Here is a 17,318-nt window from a genome sequence, read left to right as displayed (position 1 = left end):
GTGGCAGGCCGGTCACACCATCCCTTCCTTGACGGGGCGGCCACGATGCTGCGGGCTCTGCGTCACTGTTGGGAGGCCCAGCCGAAGATCGAGGCGGAAGTCAAGCCCGTCGTGCCTCCTGGAGGTGGGTCGACCCGCTGGGAGCCATTGCGGGGCCCGGCCCGCCCTCGCCCCGTGAGCGGCCGCCGGCCTTCCCGTGGCCGCCTGGCCGAACCTGGACTGCGGCGCCCTTCGGATGCACCGGATCAGCTAGATCTCGTCCGCGGCGGGCACGCGGGTGCCGCCCGGCAGGTCAGCCCTTGCAGTCGGACCAGGGGCTCCGTAGACAGGGCCCATGACCGCCCATGACCGCCCATGACCGGCCATGACCGGCCATGACCGGCCATGACCGGCCATGAGCACCCCCGCTCCGAGTCCACCTCCGCCGCTGTGGACGAGTAGATGCTGGAGGACTTCCTCAATCAGCACCTGCTCGGCTCCCGCTCCGGTGTGAAGGCGTTCCGCGCCGCCGAGCAGACCTGGGCCGGCACCCCGCAGGAGGCCGCGCTGCGCCGCCTCGGCGACGCCGTCCAGGACGACCAGGACCGCCTCGAGGCGCTCATCGGCGAACTGGGCCTCCGCACCCCGCTGGTGGACCGGGCCGCCGGCGCGGCGGCCGAGGTCGGCGGACGCCTCAACCCCGTGAACGCGCTGCGCACGCGCGACTCCGGCTGGACGCAGATCGAACTGGACCTGCTGCAGGGCATGCTCCAGGCCAAGTTCGCGATGTGGGACGTCCTCGCACAGCTTGCGCCGCACCTGCCGGCGGTCGACGCCGCCGAGATGCACGCCCTGCGCCAGAGGACCGCCGACCAGCAGCGCGAGGTCCAGCGCATCACCTCCGCCACCCTTGAGGGACGGTTCCTGGCAGGCTGAGCCCCGGGCTACTCCTCACCCGTCTGATGCTCCCCGGACCGACCACCGTGCACCTCGGCGGGCAGCTCGTCCACCGGGGCGACGACGACGTCCTGCAGCTTCCAATCCAGGGCGGCGATCGCGTCCCGCAACGCGCAGCAGCGGGCCACCGTCACGTCCGCCCCCTCGTGCGGCACCACGAACATCTCCACGTGGAACACGTGGCCCTCGTCTCGGACGCGGGCGCCCGCATGGCGCACCCACGGCTCCGCCCAGGCGACCCGCTCAGCACGGTCGATGAGCGGGTGCGGCCGGGCGCCGTCGATCGTGGCGGCGCGGCGATCCGCCAGGTTCTTGACGGCCTCCTTGAGGTTCTTCCAGCCGTCCAGCACGATGCTCACGCCCACGAAGATCGCCGCAGCGGAGTCCGCCCACCCCCAGCCCAGGCCGATGCCGGCCACGCCGACGATGGTGGCCACGCCCGTCTGCCAGTCCGCCTTGTTCATGTCCGCGTCCGCGTACAGCACGCGGTCGTGGAGCTGCTCGGCCAGCGTGAGCTTCTTGTGGCCGAGGATCATGGGCCCGGGCACGGACAGGGCCATCACGGCCATCATGAACCAGCCCTGCCACACGGTGTGCCCGAACAGGTCGAACGTGCCGATGGGCGGGTGCTCCGCCGTCACCAGGCCCAGGATGGAGTCGCCGACGAGGACCACGCCCATCACGGACAGGGCGACGGCGGCCACGAGGTGCCCCACCCCGACGGACCGGTGAGAGCCGTAGGGCCGGGCCCGCGTCGGGGCCATGGTCGCCGCGCTGGGCGCGCGCCTGGTGCGCGACGGCATCGCCCCCTCGGACCCGTTCTTCGGCGCGGACCCGGGGCAGCCGGTGGGCACCGTCAGCCGGTGATCCCTTGAGCACGTCGGGGTGCCTCCCGTAGACATGCTCCATGATTGCGACCCCCGGCTCCACGCCCGATGCCCGGCCCTCCCTCGACGAGGGCATGCTCGAGGACTACCTGAACCAGCACCTGCTCGGATCCCGCCCCGGCGTCCCGTCGTTCCGCGCCGCCGCGGGCACCTGGAAGGACACCCCGCACGAGGCCGTGCTGCGGGGCATCGCCGACGACGTCGATTCGAGCCAGCGGACGCTGACGTCCATCATCGCCCGCCTCGGATTCTCGACGCCGGTCACGCACCGGGCCATGGGTGCGATCGCCGCCGTCGGCGGCCGGGCCAACCCCGTGAACGCCGTGCGCTCGAAGGGCTCGGGGTGGACGCAGGTCGAGCTGGAGATCCTCACGGGGGCGCTGCGCGCGCAGTCCGAGATGTGGCGTCTCCTCGAGAACCTCGCCCCCTACCACCCTGGCCTGGACGCCGATGAGGCGCACGAGCGCTACACGGCCACCCTCGCCCACGTCCAGGAGCTCCAGCAGGTGATCGACGCGACGCTGCTGGACCGATTCCTGGACCACCGGGACCCCGAGGCCCGCCGACGCTGACGTCCGGCGCGGGGCACCGCGAACCTCTCGACGCGGACCACGTGCCCCTCGTCCCGTACGCGGGCTCCCGCCTGCCGCACCCCGGGCTGGGCCCCGCCGGGCACGCGCTCAGCGCGGTCGATCAGCGGGTGGGGGGTGGCGCCGTCGTCGTCATGTCCTCACTCCACCGGGGAGTGGGAGCGGTGCGCGGCGTTGCCCAGGCCTTCACGCCCGTCGAGGTGGTCGAGGACGAGCCGGACGGCCTCGCGCGCGTCGGTCGTCGGGCGCCAGCCGGTCGCCCGCCGCAGCGCGGAGGTGTCCATCACGGGCACTGCGGCGGCCATGTCCAGCCATCCCGGGTCCGTGGGCTGCAGCCGGGCGCGGTAGGTGAGCGAGGCGAGGGTCCGGAACAGGCCCATCGGCAGCTCCAGGATCCGCTTTGCCTCGAGCGCCGTGCCCATCGTGTGCGCGTCGAGCACGGGATCGGCCGCCACGTTGAACGGACCGCCCGCGCGGTGGGCGATCACCTGCCAGTACGCCTCCGCCACGTCCTGCGCGGTGAGCGCCTGGAAGCGCAGGCCCGCCGGGAAGGGAAGCAGCGGCGTCCGCAGCCGGGCGACCAGCCGGCCGGGGACGAGGTCCCCGAGGAAGTAGTCCTTGATCTCCGGACCGGCGGCGGCCTGGAAAATGAGGCCTGGCCGCAGCCGGGTCACGAGCATCCGGGGGTTCTCTGCCTGCACGCGGTCGAGGATCGTCTCAACTTCCGCCTTCTGGGCGGCGTAGTGCGAGGTCGGCACGCCCGTCGTCGGGTGCGACTCGTCGACGGCGACGTGCTTCGGACCCGGTCCGTACGCGCCCACGGAGGACGCGTAGACCAGATGGGGGACGCGCGCCGTGGCCGCCGCCCGGAAGACCCGCTCGTTCCCCACCACGTTCACGGCGCGCAGGAGCGCGCGGTCCCGGTTGGGACGGATCACCCACACGAGGTCGACGACGGCGTCGGCGCCCCGCAGGATCGCCTCCAGCCGGGGCGTGGAGGCGGGGTCGGCGATGTCCAGGAGGTGCCACTCGACGTCGTCGTAGGGGGCTCCCGCCCGGTCGGGGCCCCGGCGGCTCACACCGACGACGCGGGTGACCTCCGGGGCCCGGTGGAGGCGCTCGAGCAGGGCGGTGCCCACATTGCCCGTCGCGCCGAGGACGACGATCCTCACGGCTGCAGGACCACCTTGATGCAGCCGTCCTCCTTCTTCTGGAACATCTCGTACATGCGCGGGGCGTCCTCGAGGGGCGCCGTGTGCGTGGTGAGGTCCAGGACGCCCAGCGGGTCGGACGGGTCGTCCATGAGGGGCAACAGGTCGTCGATCCAGCGGCGCACGTTGCACTGGCCCTCGGTGAGGGTGATCTGCTTGTCGAACATGGTCAACATGGGCATCGGGTCCTGCATGCCGCCGTAGACGCCGCTCAGGGACACGGTGCCGCCGCGGCGGACGGCCTCGATGGCCGTGTGGAGGGCGTTGAGGCGGTCCACGCCGGCGGTGTTCATGGCGGCGCGGCCCACGGCGTCGGGAAGCATCCCGACGGCCTGGTGCGCGGCCTTGGCCACGGGGGAGCCGTGGGCCTCCATGCCCACGGCGTCCACGACGCCGTCCGGGCCGCGGCCGCCGGTGGCCTCGCGCAGCAGCTCGGGGACCTCGCGGCCGCCCCAGCCCTGCATGTCCATGACCTCGACGCCATGACGCGCGGCCATGTGGCGACGCTCGGCGACGGGGTCGACGCCGATCACGCGGTAGCCGAGGTGCACGCCGATGCGCGCGGCCATCTGGCCGATCGGGCCGAGGCCGAGCACGGCGAGGGTGTCGCCCTTGGAGAGGTTCGCGTACTGCACGCCCTGCCACGCAGTGGGGACGACGTCGGAGAGGAAGAGCCACTGCTCGTCGGGGCCGGTGTGGGGGACCTTGATGGGCCCGTAGTCGGCGTGGGGGACCCGCAGGTACTGGGCCTGGCCGCCGGGCACGGAGCCGTAGAGGCGGGAGTAGCCCAGCAGGGCCGCGCCGGAGCCCTGGGAGCGGACCTGGGTGGTCTCGCACTGGGACTGCAGCCCGCGCTCGCACATCCAGCAGTGCCCGCAGGCGATGATGAAGGGGATGACCACGCGGTCGCCGGGCTTGATGTGGGTGACGGCCGAGCCGACCTCCTGCACGATGCCCATGGGCTCGTGGCCGACGATGTCACCGGCGTCCATGAACGGGCCGAGGACCTCGTAGAGGTGGAGGTCGGATCCGCAGATGCCGGTGGAGGTGACCTTGATGATGGCGTCCGTGGGCTCCTGGATCCGCGGATCCGGGACGTCCTCGACGGAGACGGTTCGCTTGCCCTGCCAGGTGAGTGCTCGCATGCCGCCCACCGTAGTCCCGGGTCCGGGGCCGGCGAAAGCGCTGACGCGCTCCTGACCTGGAACTCCTCAGCCGGTGGTGGAGCGCAGGGACGTGCGGGTCCGTGCGGCGGCGTCGAGCACCACGGCGCGCAGCGGGGCCACGGCGTCGTCGGGCGCCTGCCCCTCCGCCGGGGGCACGCTCGCGGCCTCCCGCTCGATCCGCCGCTGCCGCGCCGCGCCGCTCTCGGCCATCATGGCGTGCACGTGGTCCAGCTCCGCTTCGCAGCCGAGCTCGCGGGCCACGGGGGCGAGACGCTCCAGCTCCTCGCCGAGGTGCTCGGCCACGGGAGCGTCGTTGCCCTCGGCGTCGAGGATCACGCGCGCCTCGAGGCCGTAGCGGGCGGCCCGCCACTTGTTCTCGGCCGCATACCACGGCGGCAGGATCGCGGGAGCGTCCGCGCCGCACTCGAGCCGGGACGAGAGATCGTGCACGAGGCACTGCGTCAGGGCTGTGACGGCGGCGATCTCCTCGATCGTGGCCATGCCGTCGCACACCCGCATCTCGACCGTGCCGAGACGAGGGACGGCGCGCACGTCCCAGCGGCACTCCGTGGCGTCGGCCACCATGCCTGCCTGGACCATCTGCTCCACGCAGCGCTCGAAGTCCGCGTAGTCCTCGAACTGGTGGGGCAGGCCCGCCGTCGGCAGCTGCTGGAAAACCTGGGTGCGCTGCGACTGGTAGCCGGTGTCGTGGCCGGCCCAGAAGGGGGAGGAGGTGGAGAGGGCGAGGAGGTGGGGGAAGCGGTTGACGAGGCCGTTGACCACGGGCATCGCCTTCGAGACGTCGTCGAGGCCCACGTGCACGTGAACGCCGAAGATCAGCATCTGCCGCCCCCAGTACTGGGCGATCTCCACGACGCGGTTGTACCGGTCCTTGTCCGTGACCGGCTGCAGCCAGGGCTCCGCGAAGGGGTGCGAGCCCTGGCAGTAGAGCTGCAGGCCGCGCGCCTCGGCGGCCGTGAGGATGCCGGCGGCGATCCCGCGCAGCTCCTCGGCCGCGGCACCGGCGGTCCGGTGCACGCCCGTGACCAGCTCCACCGTGTTCTGCAGCATCTCCGCCGTGACGTGCGGGTGCTCGTCCTCCGGGCCGAGGCCGGCGACGTCGCGGGCGGCCGCGATGACCTCCGGGGCCTCGGCACGCAGGTCGCCGGTGACGGCGTCCACGAGTGCGAGCTCCCACTCGATGCCGAGGGTGGACTGCGCCGACTGCTGGAACGGGAGGCTCATGCAGACATCTTAGAGGCGCGGGCGAGCCCGGCGGGGCGGCGCTGCCCGACCCGGGCCCTAGCCTGGATCCATGGCCGACGACCGCGACCCCCGCCCCTCCGCCGAGGACTCCTCCCCGGACGCCACGCACCTGGCCCCCGCACTGACCGGGGCCGGCCGGGAGCTGTTGGACTCGCTGACCGACGCGGACGTCGCCGACCCGCTGGCCTCCACCACACGGCTGCGGGCCGCCGGCCACGCCCCCGAGCTCGTGGCCGCGGTGCTCACCCAGGCCGCGCTGCGCCGGGCGGCCCGCACCAAGCTGGGCGACCTCGCCGATCGGATGCTCTTCACTCGCGACGGGCTCGAGCAGGCCACCCGCCGGGTCGTGGCCGAACGCCGCGCTGAGCGGTTCACGGCGGCCGGGCTGCGCTCGGTGGCGGACCTGGGCTGCGGGATCGGGGCCGATGCCCTCGGCCTCGCGCGCGCCGGGCTGTCCGTCGTCGCCGTGGAGCGGGATCCCGTGGTGGCCGCCGTGGCCGCCGCCAACATGGCCGCGCTGGCGCCCGGGGCGCGGGTGGAGGAGGGGGACGCGCTCGCGTGGGCGGGCGCCCACGCCGACGATGTGGACGCCCTGTGGTTCGATCCGGCCCGACGCCGGATCTCCAGCTCGGGCTCGGCGCGCGTGTTCGACCCGGAGGCGTTCTCCCCGCCGCTGTCCTTCGTCCTGGGGCTGGCCGCCGAGGGGCGCGCGGTGGGCGCCAAGCTCGGCCCGGGGCTGCCGCACGAGCACGTCCCCGCGGAGGCCGAGGCGGAATGGGTCTCCGTGGACGGCGACGTCGTCGAGGTGGTGCTGTGGTTCAACGCGCTGACGACGGCGCCGGGGGTCCGCGCGGCCGCCGTCATCGACACGCGGAGACCCCGGCCGTCCGTCGCCGTGCTGCGCGATCGTCCCGGCGGCTCGCCCGCCCTCGAGTCCGTGGGGGAGGCGGGACTGGACGCCCTGCCGGGCTGCGTCCTCCACGAGCCCGACGGCGCCGTGATCCGCGCGGGCCTCGTCACGGACCTCGGCGCCGCATGGGAGGAGGGCGGCGCGGTGGCCCGGCTGCTCGACCCGCACCTGGCCTACCTCGTGACCGAGGCCCCCGTGCCCTCCCCGCTGGCGCGCGGATACCGGGTGGAGGCCGTCCACCCCCTCGACGTGAAGGCGCTGCGCCGCTGGGTGCGCGAGCGCGGCATCACCCGCCTGGACGTGAAGAAGCGCGGCGTGGACGTGCGCCCGGAGGAGCTGCGGGCCCGCCTTCTCGCGGGGGCGGGGAAGGGCGCGGGGAAGAAGGGCCGCCGGGCCGGCGGCGGGGCAGCGGCGGGCGCGCACGGGACCCTCGTCCTCGCCCGCGTCGGCGGACGCCGCGTGGCCCTCGAGGTGACGCCCCTGGACGGGGTGGGCTGAGGGTCTCGATGTCGCCGTCCGACATCGGATCCGCGGAGTCGGGGCCCCGGTTTGTTGATTAGCGCACTCATGTGTACTTTAATCCACTGAGGCAAGCCTCACCTGAGGGTGGGCCCTGCCGACCCTGACGAGACACCCCAGACCTCGGCCCGCCTCGAGCGGCGCCCGGGAGGAGAACCATGCAGCGCGCCCCCCACGCCCCTCGCCTGTCGGCGATCGCCCTGACCTCGGTCGCCGCCCTCGCCCTCGTCGGCTGCTCCGCCGGCGGCGCAGCCACGGGCTCGTCCTCCGCGAGCGCCTCCGGCACGGGCTCGTCCTCCGCGAGCGCCTCCGGTACGGGCTCGTCCTCCGCAAGCGCCTCCGGCGAGTCCTCAGCGTCCGCGAGCTCCGCCGGCGGCTCCTCGGCCGCCTCGGGCGGCGTGGCGGCCGGGGTCACCGTCACCGACATGTCCGGCACCGAGGTCACCCTGCCGGAGGAGGTCGACTCCATCATCGCCACCGACAACCGCACCTTCCGCACCCTGGACGACTGGGGCGTCGAGCTGTCGGCCGCGCCGAAGCAGATCATGTACAAGGGCGAGGGCGGGCCCTCTTACCTCCAGGACGACTCGGTCGCCGACATCGGCAACCACCGGGAGCCGGACATGGAGCTGTTCGTCACCGCCGAGCCGGACGTCGTCTTCAACGGCCAGCGGTTCAACGAGCGCAAGGCGGAGATCGACGAGCTGACCGGCGACGCCGCCGTCGTGGACACGAACTTCGACGTCACGCAGACCCCCATGGACGAGGGCCTGAAGAAGCTGACCACCCTGCTGGGCGAGGCCACCGGCCACGAGGCCGATGCCGAGAAGCTCATCGCCGACTTCGACGCCGCCACGCAGCGCGCCAAGGACGCCTACGACCCCGAGCAGACCGTCATGGGCCTCATCGCCTCGGGCGGCGAGCTGTCGTACGTCGCGCCCAGCACCGGTCGCGCCATCGGCCCGTTCTTCGACATGCTGGACCTGACCCCGGCCCTCGAGCAGTCGGGCACCGACAACCACCAGGGCGATGACATCTCCGTCGAGGCCATCGCGAAGTCGAACCCGGACTGGCTGATCGTCATGGACCGCGACGCCGCCGTCGGCGAGGAGAACGCCACCGCCGCCGAGCTGGTCGAGCGCTCCGAGGCCCTCCAGGACGTGACCGCGGTGAAGGAGGGCAACATCGTGTACCTGCCCGCCGACTTCTACGTCGCCGAGGACATCCAGAACCACACCACCGTCATGGAGGATCTCGCGGACGCCTTCGAGGGCGCCCGGTGACCCAGTCGCCCACCGGCACCGTCGACGCCCGGACCCAGCCCCTCGCGGCGGGTCCGGGCGAACGCGTGTGCTGGGTCCCTCCCGCCGTCCTGCGCCCCGAGCGTTCGCGCTGGCAGCGCACGTGGCCCCTGCTCGCCGGCGCCGCGATCACCGTGGCGCTCACCGTCCTCTCCCTCTTCGTGGGGGTCTACGACCTCGGCGCGGAGGGCGGGGCGGAGATGTTCGGCATCACGCGCGTGCCCCGCACGATCGCGCTGATCCTGGCCGGCGCCGCCATGGCCATGTGCGGGCTGATCATGCAGCTCATGACGCAGAACCGGTTCGTCGAGCCCAGCACGACCGGCACCACCGAGTGGGCGGGGCTGGGGCTGCTGGTCACCATGCTCCTCATCCCGGGCGCCGGGATCATGACCCGCATGGTCGGCGCCGTGCTGTTCGCCTTCGTGGGCACCATGGTCTTCTTCCTGTTCCTGCGCCGCGTGCGGCTCTCCTCCTCCCTGATTGTGCCGATCGTGGGCATCATGATGGGCGCCGTCGTGGGCTCGGCCTCGACGTTCCTCGCGCTGCAGACCGACATGCTCCAGCAGATGGGCGCGTGGTTCGCCGGCTCCTTCACCTCCGTGGTGCGCGGCCGCTACGAGCTGCTGTTCATCGTGCTGGCCGTGTGCGTGGCGGTCTTCGTGATCGCTGACCGCTTCACCGTGGCCGGGCTGGGCAAGGACATCGCCACGAACGTGGGGCTGAACTACGAGGCGGTCGTCTTCACCGGCGTCGCGATGGTGTCCGTGGCCACGGGCGTGGTCACCGTGGTGATCGGGGCCCTTCCCTTCCTGGGGCTCGTGGTGCCGAACATCGTCTCCATGGTGCGCGGGGACAACCTGCGCACCAACCTGCCGTGGGTGGTCATGGTGGGCATCTGGGTGGTCATCGTGTGCGACGTCATCGGGCGCACCGTGATCATGCCCTTCGAGGTGCCGATCTCCCTGATCCTCGGCGTCGTGGGGGCCGTGGTGTTCCTCGCCCTGCTGCTGAGGCAGGCCAAGCATGGCTGAGGCCCGCACCGTCCCGGGGCTGCGCCGCGGCTCCACCGCCGCCGGTCCCCTCGCCGACCGCGCTCGCGCGTCCGGCCCGTTCGTCACCCGCACCGAGCGCACCCGGTACCTCGTGACCGTGGCGGTGCTCGCCGTCGTCGGGCTGGCCGCGACGGCCGGCATCCTGCTGTGGGGCAATGAGGCGACGCCGGGCTCCCGCGCGTTCTGGCTCATCGCCGGGATGCGCGTGGACGCGATCGGGGTGATCGCCCTCGTGGCCCTGTGCCACGCGTTCGCCACGGTCAGCTTCCACACCGCCACCGGCAACCGGATCATCACTCCCTCGATCATGGGCTTCGAGGCCCTCTACGTGGCGGTGCAGACCGCCGCCGTATACGCGCTGGGGGCTGCCGGCGTCGCCGTGGTGAGCGGGACCGGGCCCTTCCTGGCCCAGGCTGCGCTCATGGTGGTGCTGGCCACCGCCCTGTACTCGTGGCTGCTCTCCCGGCCGTACGGGAGCATGCACCTGATGCTGCTCGTGGGCGTGGTCCTGGGCGGGGGACTGGCGGCGCTGAGCACCTTCATGCAGCGCCTGCTGGACCCCAACTCGTTCGACGTGCTCTCGGCCCGCCTGTTCGGCAACATCTCCAACGCGCGCACCGAGTACGTGGCGGTGGCCGCGCCGATCGTCGTCGTGGTGTGCCTCCTGCTGTGGCTGCGCTCGCGGCGAATGAACGTGGTGGCCCTCGGCGCCGACGTGTCCACCAACCTGGGGCTGAGCCACCGCCGGGAGCTCATGGGGACGCTGCTGCTCGTCTCCGTGCTCATGGCCATGACCACCGCCCTGGTGGGGCCGATGACGTTCCTCGGCTTCCTCGTGGCCACACTGGCGTACTCCATCACGGACACGTACGACCACCGTCTCGTGCTGCCCGTGGCCGCACTGGCCGGCTACGCCGTGCTCGCGAGCGCCTACTTCGTGCTGCGGCACGTCTTCTACGCGGGGGGTGCGGTCACCGTGGTCATCGAGCTCGTGGGCGGCATCACCTTCTTGATCGTCGTGATGAGAAAGGGTCGGCTGTGATCGAACTGCGGGGCGTCACCAAGCGCCACAGTGACGAGGTGTGCATCGGTCCGGTGGACCTGCAGATCCCCGCCGGGGGCATCACCGCCCTCGTGGGGCCCAACGGCGCGGGCAAGTCCACCGTGCTGACGATGATCGGGCGGCTTCAGGACGCGGACGCCGGGACGATCGCCGTGGGCGGCCAGGACATCACCGCGACCCCCTCGCGGCGGATCGCGCAGACCCTCTCCATCCTGCGCCAGGAGAACCACTTCATCACGCGCCTGACGGTGCGGCAGCTCGTGGGCTTCGGACGGTACCCGTACTCCCGCGGGCGGCTGACCCTCGACGACGAGCGCCACATCTCCGAGGCCGTGGACTTCCTGGGCCTGGGGCCGTTCGAGAACCGCTACCTCGACCAGCTCTCCGGCGGCCAGCGTCAGCGTGCCTACGTGGCCATGGTGCTCGCGCAGAACACCGAGTACGTGCTGCTCGACGAGCCGCTGAACAACCTGGACATGCAGCACTCGGTGCAGATGATGCAGCAGCTGCGCCGCGCCGCCGACGAGCTGGGCCGCACCGTGGTGATCGTGCTGCACGACATCAACTTCGCCGCGCACTACGCCGACCACATCGTGGCCATGGGCGACGGCCAGGTGGTGGAGACGGGCTCGCCCCACGAGATCATGCGCCCCGAGGTCCTCGAGCGGATCTTCAAGACGCCGTGCCACGTGGTGGAGGGGCCGGCCGGCCCGCTCGCCGTCTACTACTGAGCGGGGCTGGGCGGGGCTGGAGCTGGGCGGGGCGGGGCTGAGCTGGGCTGAGCTGCCGTCGGCCGCCCGTGTGGTCTCCGGTCCCTCCATCCGACGCCCACACCCTCCGAGAGACGCCCACACCCTCCCAGAGACCCCCACACCCTCCCAGAGACGCCCACACCCTCCCAGAGTGGTCACAACACGCCGTCTCAACTCTCGGCAGGCGGCGCGTCGTGACCACTCTGCGAGGTGGACTCCGGGCGCGGGTCGATGCGATGCCCCGCCGCCCGCCGTCCGAGAATGACCTCGACCAGCCGTCGGCAGGCCTCACGGTGATCCTCGGCCGTCACCCGCAGGGGAGCGACCCCCCGCGCGAGGAGCCAGCGGTCCCGCCGGGCGTCCCGGGCCTGCTGCTCCCGCGCGAGGTGATGCGCGCCGTCGTACTCGAGGGCGACGGCGCCGTCGGCGTAGTACAGGTCCACCTCGGGACACTGGGGATCGGCGGCGTCGAGGCGGAACTGCAGGATGGGTTCGCCCAGCCCCGCAGCGATCAGATCGAGCCGCACACGCGTCTCCAGGGGAGAGTCCGACCCCACGCGCACCTGCGCCAGCGCCCGTCGCGCCGCATCGATGCCCGGTACACCACCCAGCGCCGCCACGACGGCGGCCAGCCCCTCCGGAGTCGACGCCGGCTCGCGTCGTCCTCGCCGCGACCATGGCCGGGCGAGCAGGTGGTCGCCGGCGGCGATGAGGTCCTCGGGCGTCCACGGAGCGCCGCGCGTGCACAGGTCCGCCCAGGTCCGCTCCGGCGTGGTGGCCCGCAGCCCGTGGACGGCACCCACGTGGTGCGCTGGAAGATCCCGACGGTGCGGGGCGACGCCCTCGCGCCGCAGCCGCTGCCCCGGCGGGAGCGTGACGTGGACGAGGCTGGAGGGGGCCGCGGCGTGCGGGGTCGGCATGCCGTGCAGATGAGCCGCGGTGTCGTGGGAGAGCACCGCCGCACCGCGTCGGCGCAGCAGGGCGGCGAGGACAGCACCGCTCCATCCGTGGCCCGGTTCGGCCAGGCCGACGTCCGCCCATGACGGGCCGGGAGACTCCGCGCGGACCCGCACGCCGTGCAGGGGAGTGGAGAGGTCAGCGCGTCGCAGCCGTTGAGGGGGCACCCCCGCTGTCCGCGCTTCAGCTGTGGTGAACGCAGGAGGCAGGGGAGGAAGGCCCGAGGGCGGCGTCGGCGACATGGCCGAAGCCTCGGCGCAGCGGGACCGTGCGACGCTCGCGGTGAGCACATCTGGGGATGGGGCAGCCCGCCGTCGGCCGCTGTGCAGGGGGCGTTGCGTGTCCGCTCCGGGGGAGGGTGGCCCCGCCTCCCTCCCGACGACCCCTATGGCTCTCCCGCCCTGTTTCCCGCCCCCGCCTCGCCCCGGCCCCGGCCCCGCCGCCCGGCCCCGCCGCCCGGCCCCGTCCCCGCCGCCCCGCCCCCCGCAGGATGGTCGCAACACGCCGCCTGAACTTCTTGCAGACGGCGTGTTGTGACCACCCTGGAACCGGGTCCATACGGCAAGGGGCCAGGAGTGGGCGCTGACGACTCGAGCCGCGCGGCGAGTCGGCGAGCGGACCCCGCCGCCGGACGCGGCTGGCACTCGTGTTGAAGGAGTGCCAAGGCCCGGAGTAGAGTCGACACTGGCACTCGGGGGTACCGGGTGCCAACGCCCGAGGATGGGCCCTGCGGCACCGCGACGACGGAGGGTCTCCACGCCCGTGGCACCCCCTGAGACCACGTCAACGCAGACTCGGCGGCCCTGTCGCCGGCCCGCACGTCGAACAAGAAGGAGTGTGCAGCATGTCCGTTGCCATCAAGCCCCTCGAGGACCGCATCGTCGTCCGCCCGCTGGAGGCCGAGCAGACCACCGCCTCCGGCCTCGTCATCCCGGACACCGCCAAGGAGAAGCCCCAGGAGGGCCAGGTCGTGGCCGTGGGCCCGGGCCGCGTCGCCGAGAACGGCAGCCGCGTGCCGGTGGACGTCGCCGAGGGCGACGTCGTCCTGTACTCCAAGTACGGCGGCACCGAGGTCAAGGTCGGCGGCGAGGAGTACCTCGTCCTCTCCGCCCGCGACGTGCTGGCCATCGTCACCAAGTGACCCCCGCGCGTCGGGCCCGGTGAGCGGAGCGCACCCCACCGGTGCGCCGCCCCGGGCCCGACGCGTCCCGCACTCCCCGAAGACTTCCTGAACCGAAAGGAGCGTCCGTCATGGCCAAGCAGCTGGCATTCAACGACGACGCACGCCGCGCCCTCCAGGCCGGCATCGACAAGCTCGCCGACACCGTCAAGGTGACGCTCGGCCCCAAGGGCCGCAATGTGGTGCTCGACAAGGCGTGGGGTGCCCCCACCATCACCAACGACGGCGTCACGATCGCCCGTGAGATCGAGCTGGACGACCCCTACGAGAACATGGGCGCCCAGCTCGCCAAGGAGGTCGCCACCAAGACCAACGACATCGCGGGCGACGGCACCACCACCGCCACCGTGCTGGCCCAGGCCCTCGTGAACGAGGGCATGCGCCAGGTCGCCGCCGGCGCCGCGCCGAACGACGTCAAGAAGGGCATCGAGGCGGCCGTGTCCGCCGTCGAGAAGCGCCTGCTGGAGAACGCCCGCCCGGTCGAGGGCAAGAACGTGGCCCACGTGGCCGCCATCTCCGCGCAGTCGGACGAGGTCGGCGAGCTGCTGGCCCGCGCCTTCGACACCGTGGGCACCGACGGCGTCATCACCATCGAGGAGTCCTCCACCACCTCGACGGAGCTGGACGTCACCGAGGGCATGCAGTTCGACAAGGGCTACCTGTCCCCGTACATGGTCACCGACGCCGAGCGTCAGGAGGCCGTGCTCGAGGACCCGTACATCCTCATCAACTCCGGCAAGATCTCCAACGTGCAGGAGCTGCTGCCCCTGCTGGAGAAGGTCCTGCAGTCCAACCGCCCGCTGTTCGTGATCGCGGAGGACGTCGAGGGCGAGGCCCTGTCCACCCTCGTGGTCAACAAGATCCGCGGCACCCTGAACGTCGTGGCCGTGAAGGCCCCGGGCTTCGGCGACCGCCGCAAGGCCATGATGCAGGACATCGCGATCCTCACCGGCGCCCAGGTGGTCTCCCCGGACCTCGGCATGAAGCTCGAGCAGGCCGACCTCGACGTGCTCGGCACCGCCCGCCGCATCACCGTGTCCAAGGACAACTCCACGATCGTGGACGGCGGCGGTGAGAAGGCCGACGTGGACGCCCGCGTCTCCCAGATCAAGGCCGAGGTCGCCGCGACCGACTCCGACTGGGACCGCGAGAAGCTGCAGGAGCGCCTCGCCAAGCTCGCCGGTGGCATCGGCGTGATCCGCGTGGGCGCCGCCACCGAGGTGGAGCTCAAGGAGCGCAAGCACCGCATCGAGGACGCCGTGTCCTCCACGCGTGCCGCGCTCGAGGAGGGCATCGTCGCCGGCGGCGGCACCGCCCTCATCAACGCCCTCTCCGTCCTGGACGAGGACGCCGACGTGCAGGCCCTCACCGGGGACGCCGCCGCGGGCGTGGAGATCGTGCGCAAGGCGCTCAAGCAGCCGCTGCGCTGGATCGCCCAGAACGCGGGCGAGGACGGCTACGTCGTCGTCTCCAAGGTCGCCGAGCTGGAGCCGAACCACGGCTACAACGCGAAGACGGGCGTGTACGGCGACCTCCTCGCCGACGGCGTGATCGACCCCGTGAAGGTCACCCGCTCCGCGCTGGCCAACGCGGCGTCCATCGCGGCGCTCGTGCTCACCACCGAGACCCTCGTGGCGGACAAGCCCGAGGACGAGGACGAGCACGGCCACCAGCACTGAGCTGAGTGACGACGCCGGCAGGGCCGGCTCCCTCACGACGACGGCCCGTCATCTGCGCGCGCAGATGACGGGCCGTTTCGCGCCTCCGCACCTGTGCCCGCTTCCGTTGGCGCACCGGGGCGCTCCGCGGCCGCGTCCTTGACGCAACGGGATCGATGGCGGTCCGGGACGTCGGACCCGGCGCCGTGACGGACCGCCGCGTGATGAGGTCCTGCGCCAGGGGGGGGGTCGCGGGGGAGAGGGCTCGGGACCACCGGGCGGCGCGCCGAGGGAGTCGCCGACGTGGGGACAGGCCAGGGGAGGAGGGGCCATGGCCCCTCCTCCCCTGATCAGCGCGTCGAGCGAGGGGCCGCGTCAGGGACGCGTGTCGACCCCGACCATCTGCGCCTGCGTGTCGGCGCGGTCCTGCGCCCGGGCTTCGACGATCTCGGCGTCGTCGTCGGCCATCACGTCGCCGCGCTCGGCGTCGTAGCGGGCCTGGTCCAGGATGCCCTCCTGCTTGGCCACGAGGGCCGGGATGAGCGCCTGGCCGGAGACGTTCAGGGCGGTGCGCCCCATGTCCACGATCGGGTCGACGGCGAGCAGCAGCGCCATGCCCTCGAGGGGCAGGCCCGCGGTGGAGAGGGTGAGCGTGAGCATCACGGTGGCGCCGGTGGTGCCGGCCGTGGCCGCCGAGCCCAGCACGGAGACGAGCACGATCAGCGCGTACTGGCCGAGGCTCAGGTCGATGCCGTAGAACTGCGCCACGAACACGGCCGCGATGGCGGGGTAGATGGCGGCGCAGCCGTCCATCTTGGTGGTGGCGCCCAGCGGGACGGCGAAGGAGGCGTAGCCGGTGGGCACGCCGAAGTTCCGCTCGGCCACGCGCTGGGTCACGGGCAGGGTGCCCAGCGAGGAGCGGGAGACGAAGCCCAGCTGGAACGCCGGCCACACGCCGGAGAAGAACTGCCGCACGGAGAGGCCGTGCGCTCGGGCCAGCAGCGGGTAGACCACGAGCATGATGAGGGCGAGGCCGATGTAGATGGCGATCACGAACTTCACGAGCGTGCCCATGGTGGACCAGCCGTAGGAGGCCACGGCGGTGCCCAGCAGGCCGATGGTGCCGATCGGTGCGAGGCGGATGATCCACCACAGGACCTTCTGGATGATGGCCAGCATCGAGCGGGAGAACGCGAGGAACGGCTCGGCCTTCTCGCCCACCTTGAGGGCGGCGACGCCCACCGCGATCGAGATGACAAGCACCTGGAGCACGTTGAAGGTGGGGGAGGCGACGACGGCGCCGGCGTCGCTGGTGGACGCCTTCACGGTGAGGCCGAGGAAGTTGACCGGGACCATGGAGGTCACGAAGTCGAGCCAGCCCACGTCGCGGGCGTTGTATGAGTCCGGGGCGGTCTGCCCGGTGCCGACGCCGGGCTGCAGCATCACGCCCACGGCGAGGCCCACCAGCACGGCGATGAGGCTCGTGATCGCGAACCACAGCAGGGTCTTCGCGGCCAGGCGGGCCGCGTTGGTCACCTGGGCGAGGTTGGCGATGGAGGCGACGACGGCGAAGAAGACCAGCGGGACGACCGCGGCCTTCAGGAGGGTCACGTAGATGCCGCCGATCAGGTCGAGCATCTCTCCGAGCCAGGTCGGATTCTCCTCGGTGTGGCCCATGCCGCGGGCGAGGAGGCCGAGGACGAGGCCGAGGACGAGGGCGGCCACGATCTGCCAGCCGAAGTTGGTCATCCAGGCGGGGAGCCGGCGTCGCGCGGCCGGTGCGGGGGAGGTCTGTGCTGTGCTCACCGGGAGAGGCTAGGAGGGTGCCTAGCACGACGACGAAACGGGTTGCGTTCTGTGACTCGGG

15 protein-coding genes are annotated in these 17,318 nt (G+C 72.5%); 9 read left to right on the top strand and 6 right to left on the bottom strand.

Annotated features, from left to right (window positions below; all coding sequences use genetic code 11):
* Positions 1-441 precede the first annotated feature (441 nt).
* Positions 442-915, top strand: a complete 474-nt coding sequence (locus LG274_RS04900) for a hypothetical protein (protein WP_404465756.1) — start codon at positions 442-444, stop codon at positions 913-915.
* A gap of 8 nt (positions 916-923) precedes the next feature.
* On the opposite strand, the gene LG274_RS04895 is transcribed toward LG274_RS04900, so the two are convergent.
* On the bottom strand, positions 924-1,700 hold the full coding sequence (locus LG274_RS04895) for a cation transporter (protein WP_404465754.1): 777 nt from the start codon (positions 1,698-1,700) through the stop codon (positions 924-926).
* 143 nt (positions 1,701-1,843) lie between these two features.
* Here LG274_RS04895 and LG274_RS04890 point away from each other — a divergent pair, with 143 nt between their 5' ends.
* On the top strand, positions 1,844-2,395 hold the full coding sequence (locus LG274_RS04890) for a hypothetical protein (RefSeq protein WP_404465752.1): 552 nt from the start codon (positions 1,844-1,846) through the stop codon (positions 2,393-2,395).
* A 158-nt stretch (positions 2,396-2,553) separates the two neighbouring features.
* Here the strand turns inward: LG274_RS04890 and LG274_RS04885 are convergent, their stop codons facing one another.
* The 3 genes from LG274_RS04885 to LG274_RS04875 all read right to left on the bottom strand — a co-directional run bounded on the left by LG274_RS04885 (position 2,554) and on the right by LG274_RS04875 (position 6,035).
* On the bottom strand, positions 2,554-3,585 hold the full coding sequence (locus LG274_RS04885) for an NAD-dependent epimerase/dehydratase family protein (RefSeq protein WP_404465750.1): 1,032 nt from the start codon (positions 3,583-3,585) through the stop codon (positions 2,554-2,556).
* Positions 3,582-4,769 carry a zinc-dependent alcohol dehydrogenase gene (locus LG274_RS04880; protein WP_404465748.1) on the bottom strand — a complete coding sequence of 396 codons (1,188 nt, stop codon included), beginning with the start codon at positions 4,767-4,769 and terminating at the stop codon, positions 3,582-3,584. The genes LG274_RS04885 and LG274_RS04880 overlap by 4 nt, the downstream gene beginning before the upstream one ends.
* Positions 4,770-4,835: 66 nt before the next feature.
* The gene (locus LG274_RS04875) at positions 4,836-6,035 is read right to left on the bottom strand and encodes a glutamate--cysteine ligase (protein WP_404465746.1); all 1,200 of its coding nucleotides are present in this window, start codon (positions 6,033-6,035) and stop codon (positions 4,836-4,838) included.
* A 70-nt stretch (positions 6,036-6,105) separates the two neighbouring features.
* Here LG274_RS04875 and LG274_RS04870 point away from each other — a divergent pair, with 70 nt between their 5' ends.
* The 5 genes from LG274_RS04870 (at position 6,106) to LG274_RS04850 (ending at position 11,635) form a co-directional block, all read left to right on the top strand.
* Positions 6,106-7,464: a class I SAM-dependent methyltransferase gene (locus tag LG274_RS04870; protein WP_343282040.1), complete on the top strand. Its 1,359-nt coding sequence runs from the start codon at positions 6,106-6,108 to the stop codon at positions 7,462-7,464.
* Positions 7,465-7,643: 179 nt separating this feature from the next.
* Positions 7,644-8,768: a siderophore ABC transporter substrate-binding protein gene (locus LG274_RS04865; protein WP_404465744.1), complete on the top strand. Its 1,125-nt coding sequence runs from the start codon at positions 7,644-7,646 to the stop codon at positions 8,766-8,768.
* Positions 8,765-9,820, top strand: coding sequence for an ABC transporter permease (locus LG274_RS04860; protein WP_248115883.1), 1,056 nt, complete (start codon positions 8,765-8,767; stop codon positions 9,818-9,820). The genes LG274_RS04865 and LG274_RS04860 overlap by 4 nt, the downstream gene beginning before the upstream one ends.
* Complete coding sequence (locus LG274_RS04855; protein WP_404465741.1) at positions 9,813-10,883, top strand: iron chelate uptake ABC transporter family permease subunit; 1,071 nt, start codon at positions 9,813-9,815, stop codon at positions 10,881-10,883. The genes LG274_RS04860 and LG274_RS04855 overlap by 8 nt, the downstream gene beginning before the upstream one ends.
* Positions 10,880-11,635 (top strand): ABC transporter ATP-binding protein, encoded by a 756-nt coding sequence (locus tag LG274_RS04850; protein ID WP_248115879.1) that lies wholly within the window; start codon positions 10,880-10,882, stop codon positions 11,633-11,635. Before LG274_RS04855 ends, LG274_RS04850 begins: the two co-directional genes overlap by 4 nt.
* Positions 11,636-11,826: 191 nt before the next feature.
* On the opposite strand, the gene LG274_RS04845 is transcribed toward LG274_RS04850, so the two are convergent.
* Positions 11,827-12,729 carry a hypothetical protein gene (locus LG274_RS04845; protein WP_404465739.1) on the bottom strand — a complete coding sequence of 301 codons (903 nt, stop codon included), beginning with the start codon at positions 12,727-12,729 and terminating at the stop codon, positions 11,827-11,829.
* Positions 12,730-13,457: 728 nt separating this feature from the next.
* Here LG274_RS04845 and groES point away from each other — a divergent pair.
* Both groES and groL read left to right on the top strand, forming a co-directional pair.
* A complete protein-coding gene (groES, locus tag LG274_RS04840; protein WP_248115875.1) occupies positions 13,458-13,754 on the top strand; it encodes a co-chaperone GroES in 297 nt (98 codons plus the stop codon).
* Between the two features lie 110 nt (positions 13,755-13,864).
* Positions 13,865-15,472 (top strand): chaperonin GroEL, encoded by a 1,608-nt coding sequence (gene groL / locus LG274_RS04835; protein ID WP_404465736.1) that lies wholly within the window; start codon positions 13,865-13,867, stop codon positions 15,470-15,472.
* 354 nt (positions 15,473-15,826) lie between these two features.
* Here groL and LG274_RS04830 read toward each other — a convergent pair whose 3' ends face one another.
* Entirely contained in the window at positions 15,827-17,257 is a 1,431-nt protein-coding gene (locus LG274_RS04830) for a dicarboxylate/amino acid:cation symporter (RefSeq protein ID WP_248118268.1), read from the bottom strand.
* Between the last annotated feature and the right edge of the window lie 61 nt (positions 17,258-17,318).

This window comes from Micrococcus antarcticus (genome assembly GCF_044872765.1).
In the GTDB taxonomy this organism is placed as follows: Bacteria; Actinomycetota; Actinomycetes; order Actinomycetales; family Micrococcaceae; genus Micrococcus.
The sequence above is the reverse complement of the archived record's forward strand: the minus strand, read 5'-3'. Positions and strand labels throughout refer to the sequence as shown.

What these genes read in the sequence shown, in the direction of transcription:
- LG274_RS04875 (WP_404465746.1), bottom strand. Translation starts at nt 6,035, where the DNA reads ATGAGCCTCCCGTTCCAGCAGTCGGCGCAGTCCACCCTCGGCATCGAG.
- LG274_RS04870 (WP_343282040.1), top strand. Translation starts at nt 6,106, where the DNA reads ATGGCCGACGACCGCGACCCCCGCCCCTCCGCCGAGGACTCCTCCCCG.
- LG274_RS04880 (WP_404465748.1), bottom strand. Translation starts at nt 4,769, where the DNA reads ATGCGAGCACTCACCTGGCAGGGCAAGCGAACCGTCTCCGTCGAGGAC.
- LG274_RS04895 (WP_404465754.1), bottom strand. Translation starts at nt 1,700, where the DNA reads ATGGCCCCGACGCGGGCCCGGCCCTACGGCTCTCACCGGTCCGTCGGG.
- LG274_RS04855 (WP_404465741.1), top strand. Translation starts at nt 9,813, where the DNA reads ATGGCTGAGGCCCGCACCGTCCCGGGGCTGCGCCGCGGCTCCACCGCC.
- LG274_RS04865 (WP_404465744.1), top strand. Translation starts at nt 7,644, where the DNA reads ATGCAGCGCGCCCCCCACGCCCCTCGCCTGTCGGCGATCGCCCTGACC.
- groES (WP_248115875.1), top strand. Translation starts at nt 13,458, where the DNA reads ATGTCCGTTGCCATCAAGCCCCTCGAGGACCGCATCGTCGTCCGCCCG.
- groL (WP_404465736.1), top strand. Translation starts at nt 13,865, where the DNA reads ATGGCCAAGCAGCTGGCATTCAACGACGACGCACGCCGCGCCCTCCAG.
- LG274_RS04900 (WP_404465756.1), top strand. Translation starts at nt 442, where the DNA reads ATGCTGGAGGACTTCCTCAATCAGCACCTGCTCGGCTCCCGCTCCGGT.
- LG274_RS04890 (WP_404465752.1), top strand. Translation starts at nt 1,844, where the DNA reads ATGATTGCGACCCCCGGCTCCACGCCCGATGCCCGGCCCTCCCTCGAC.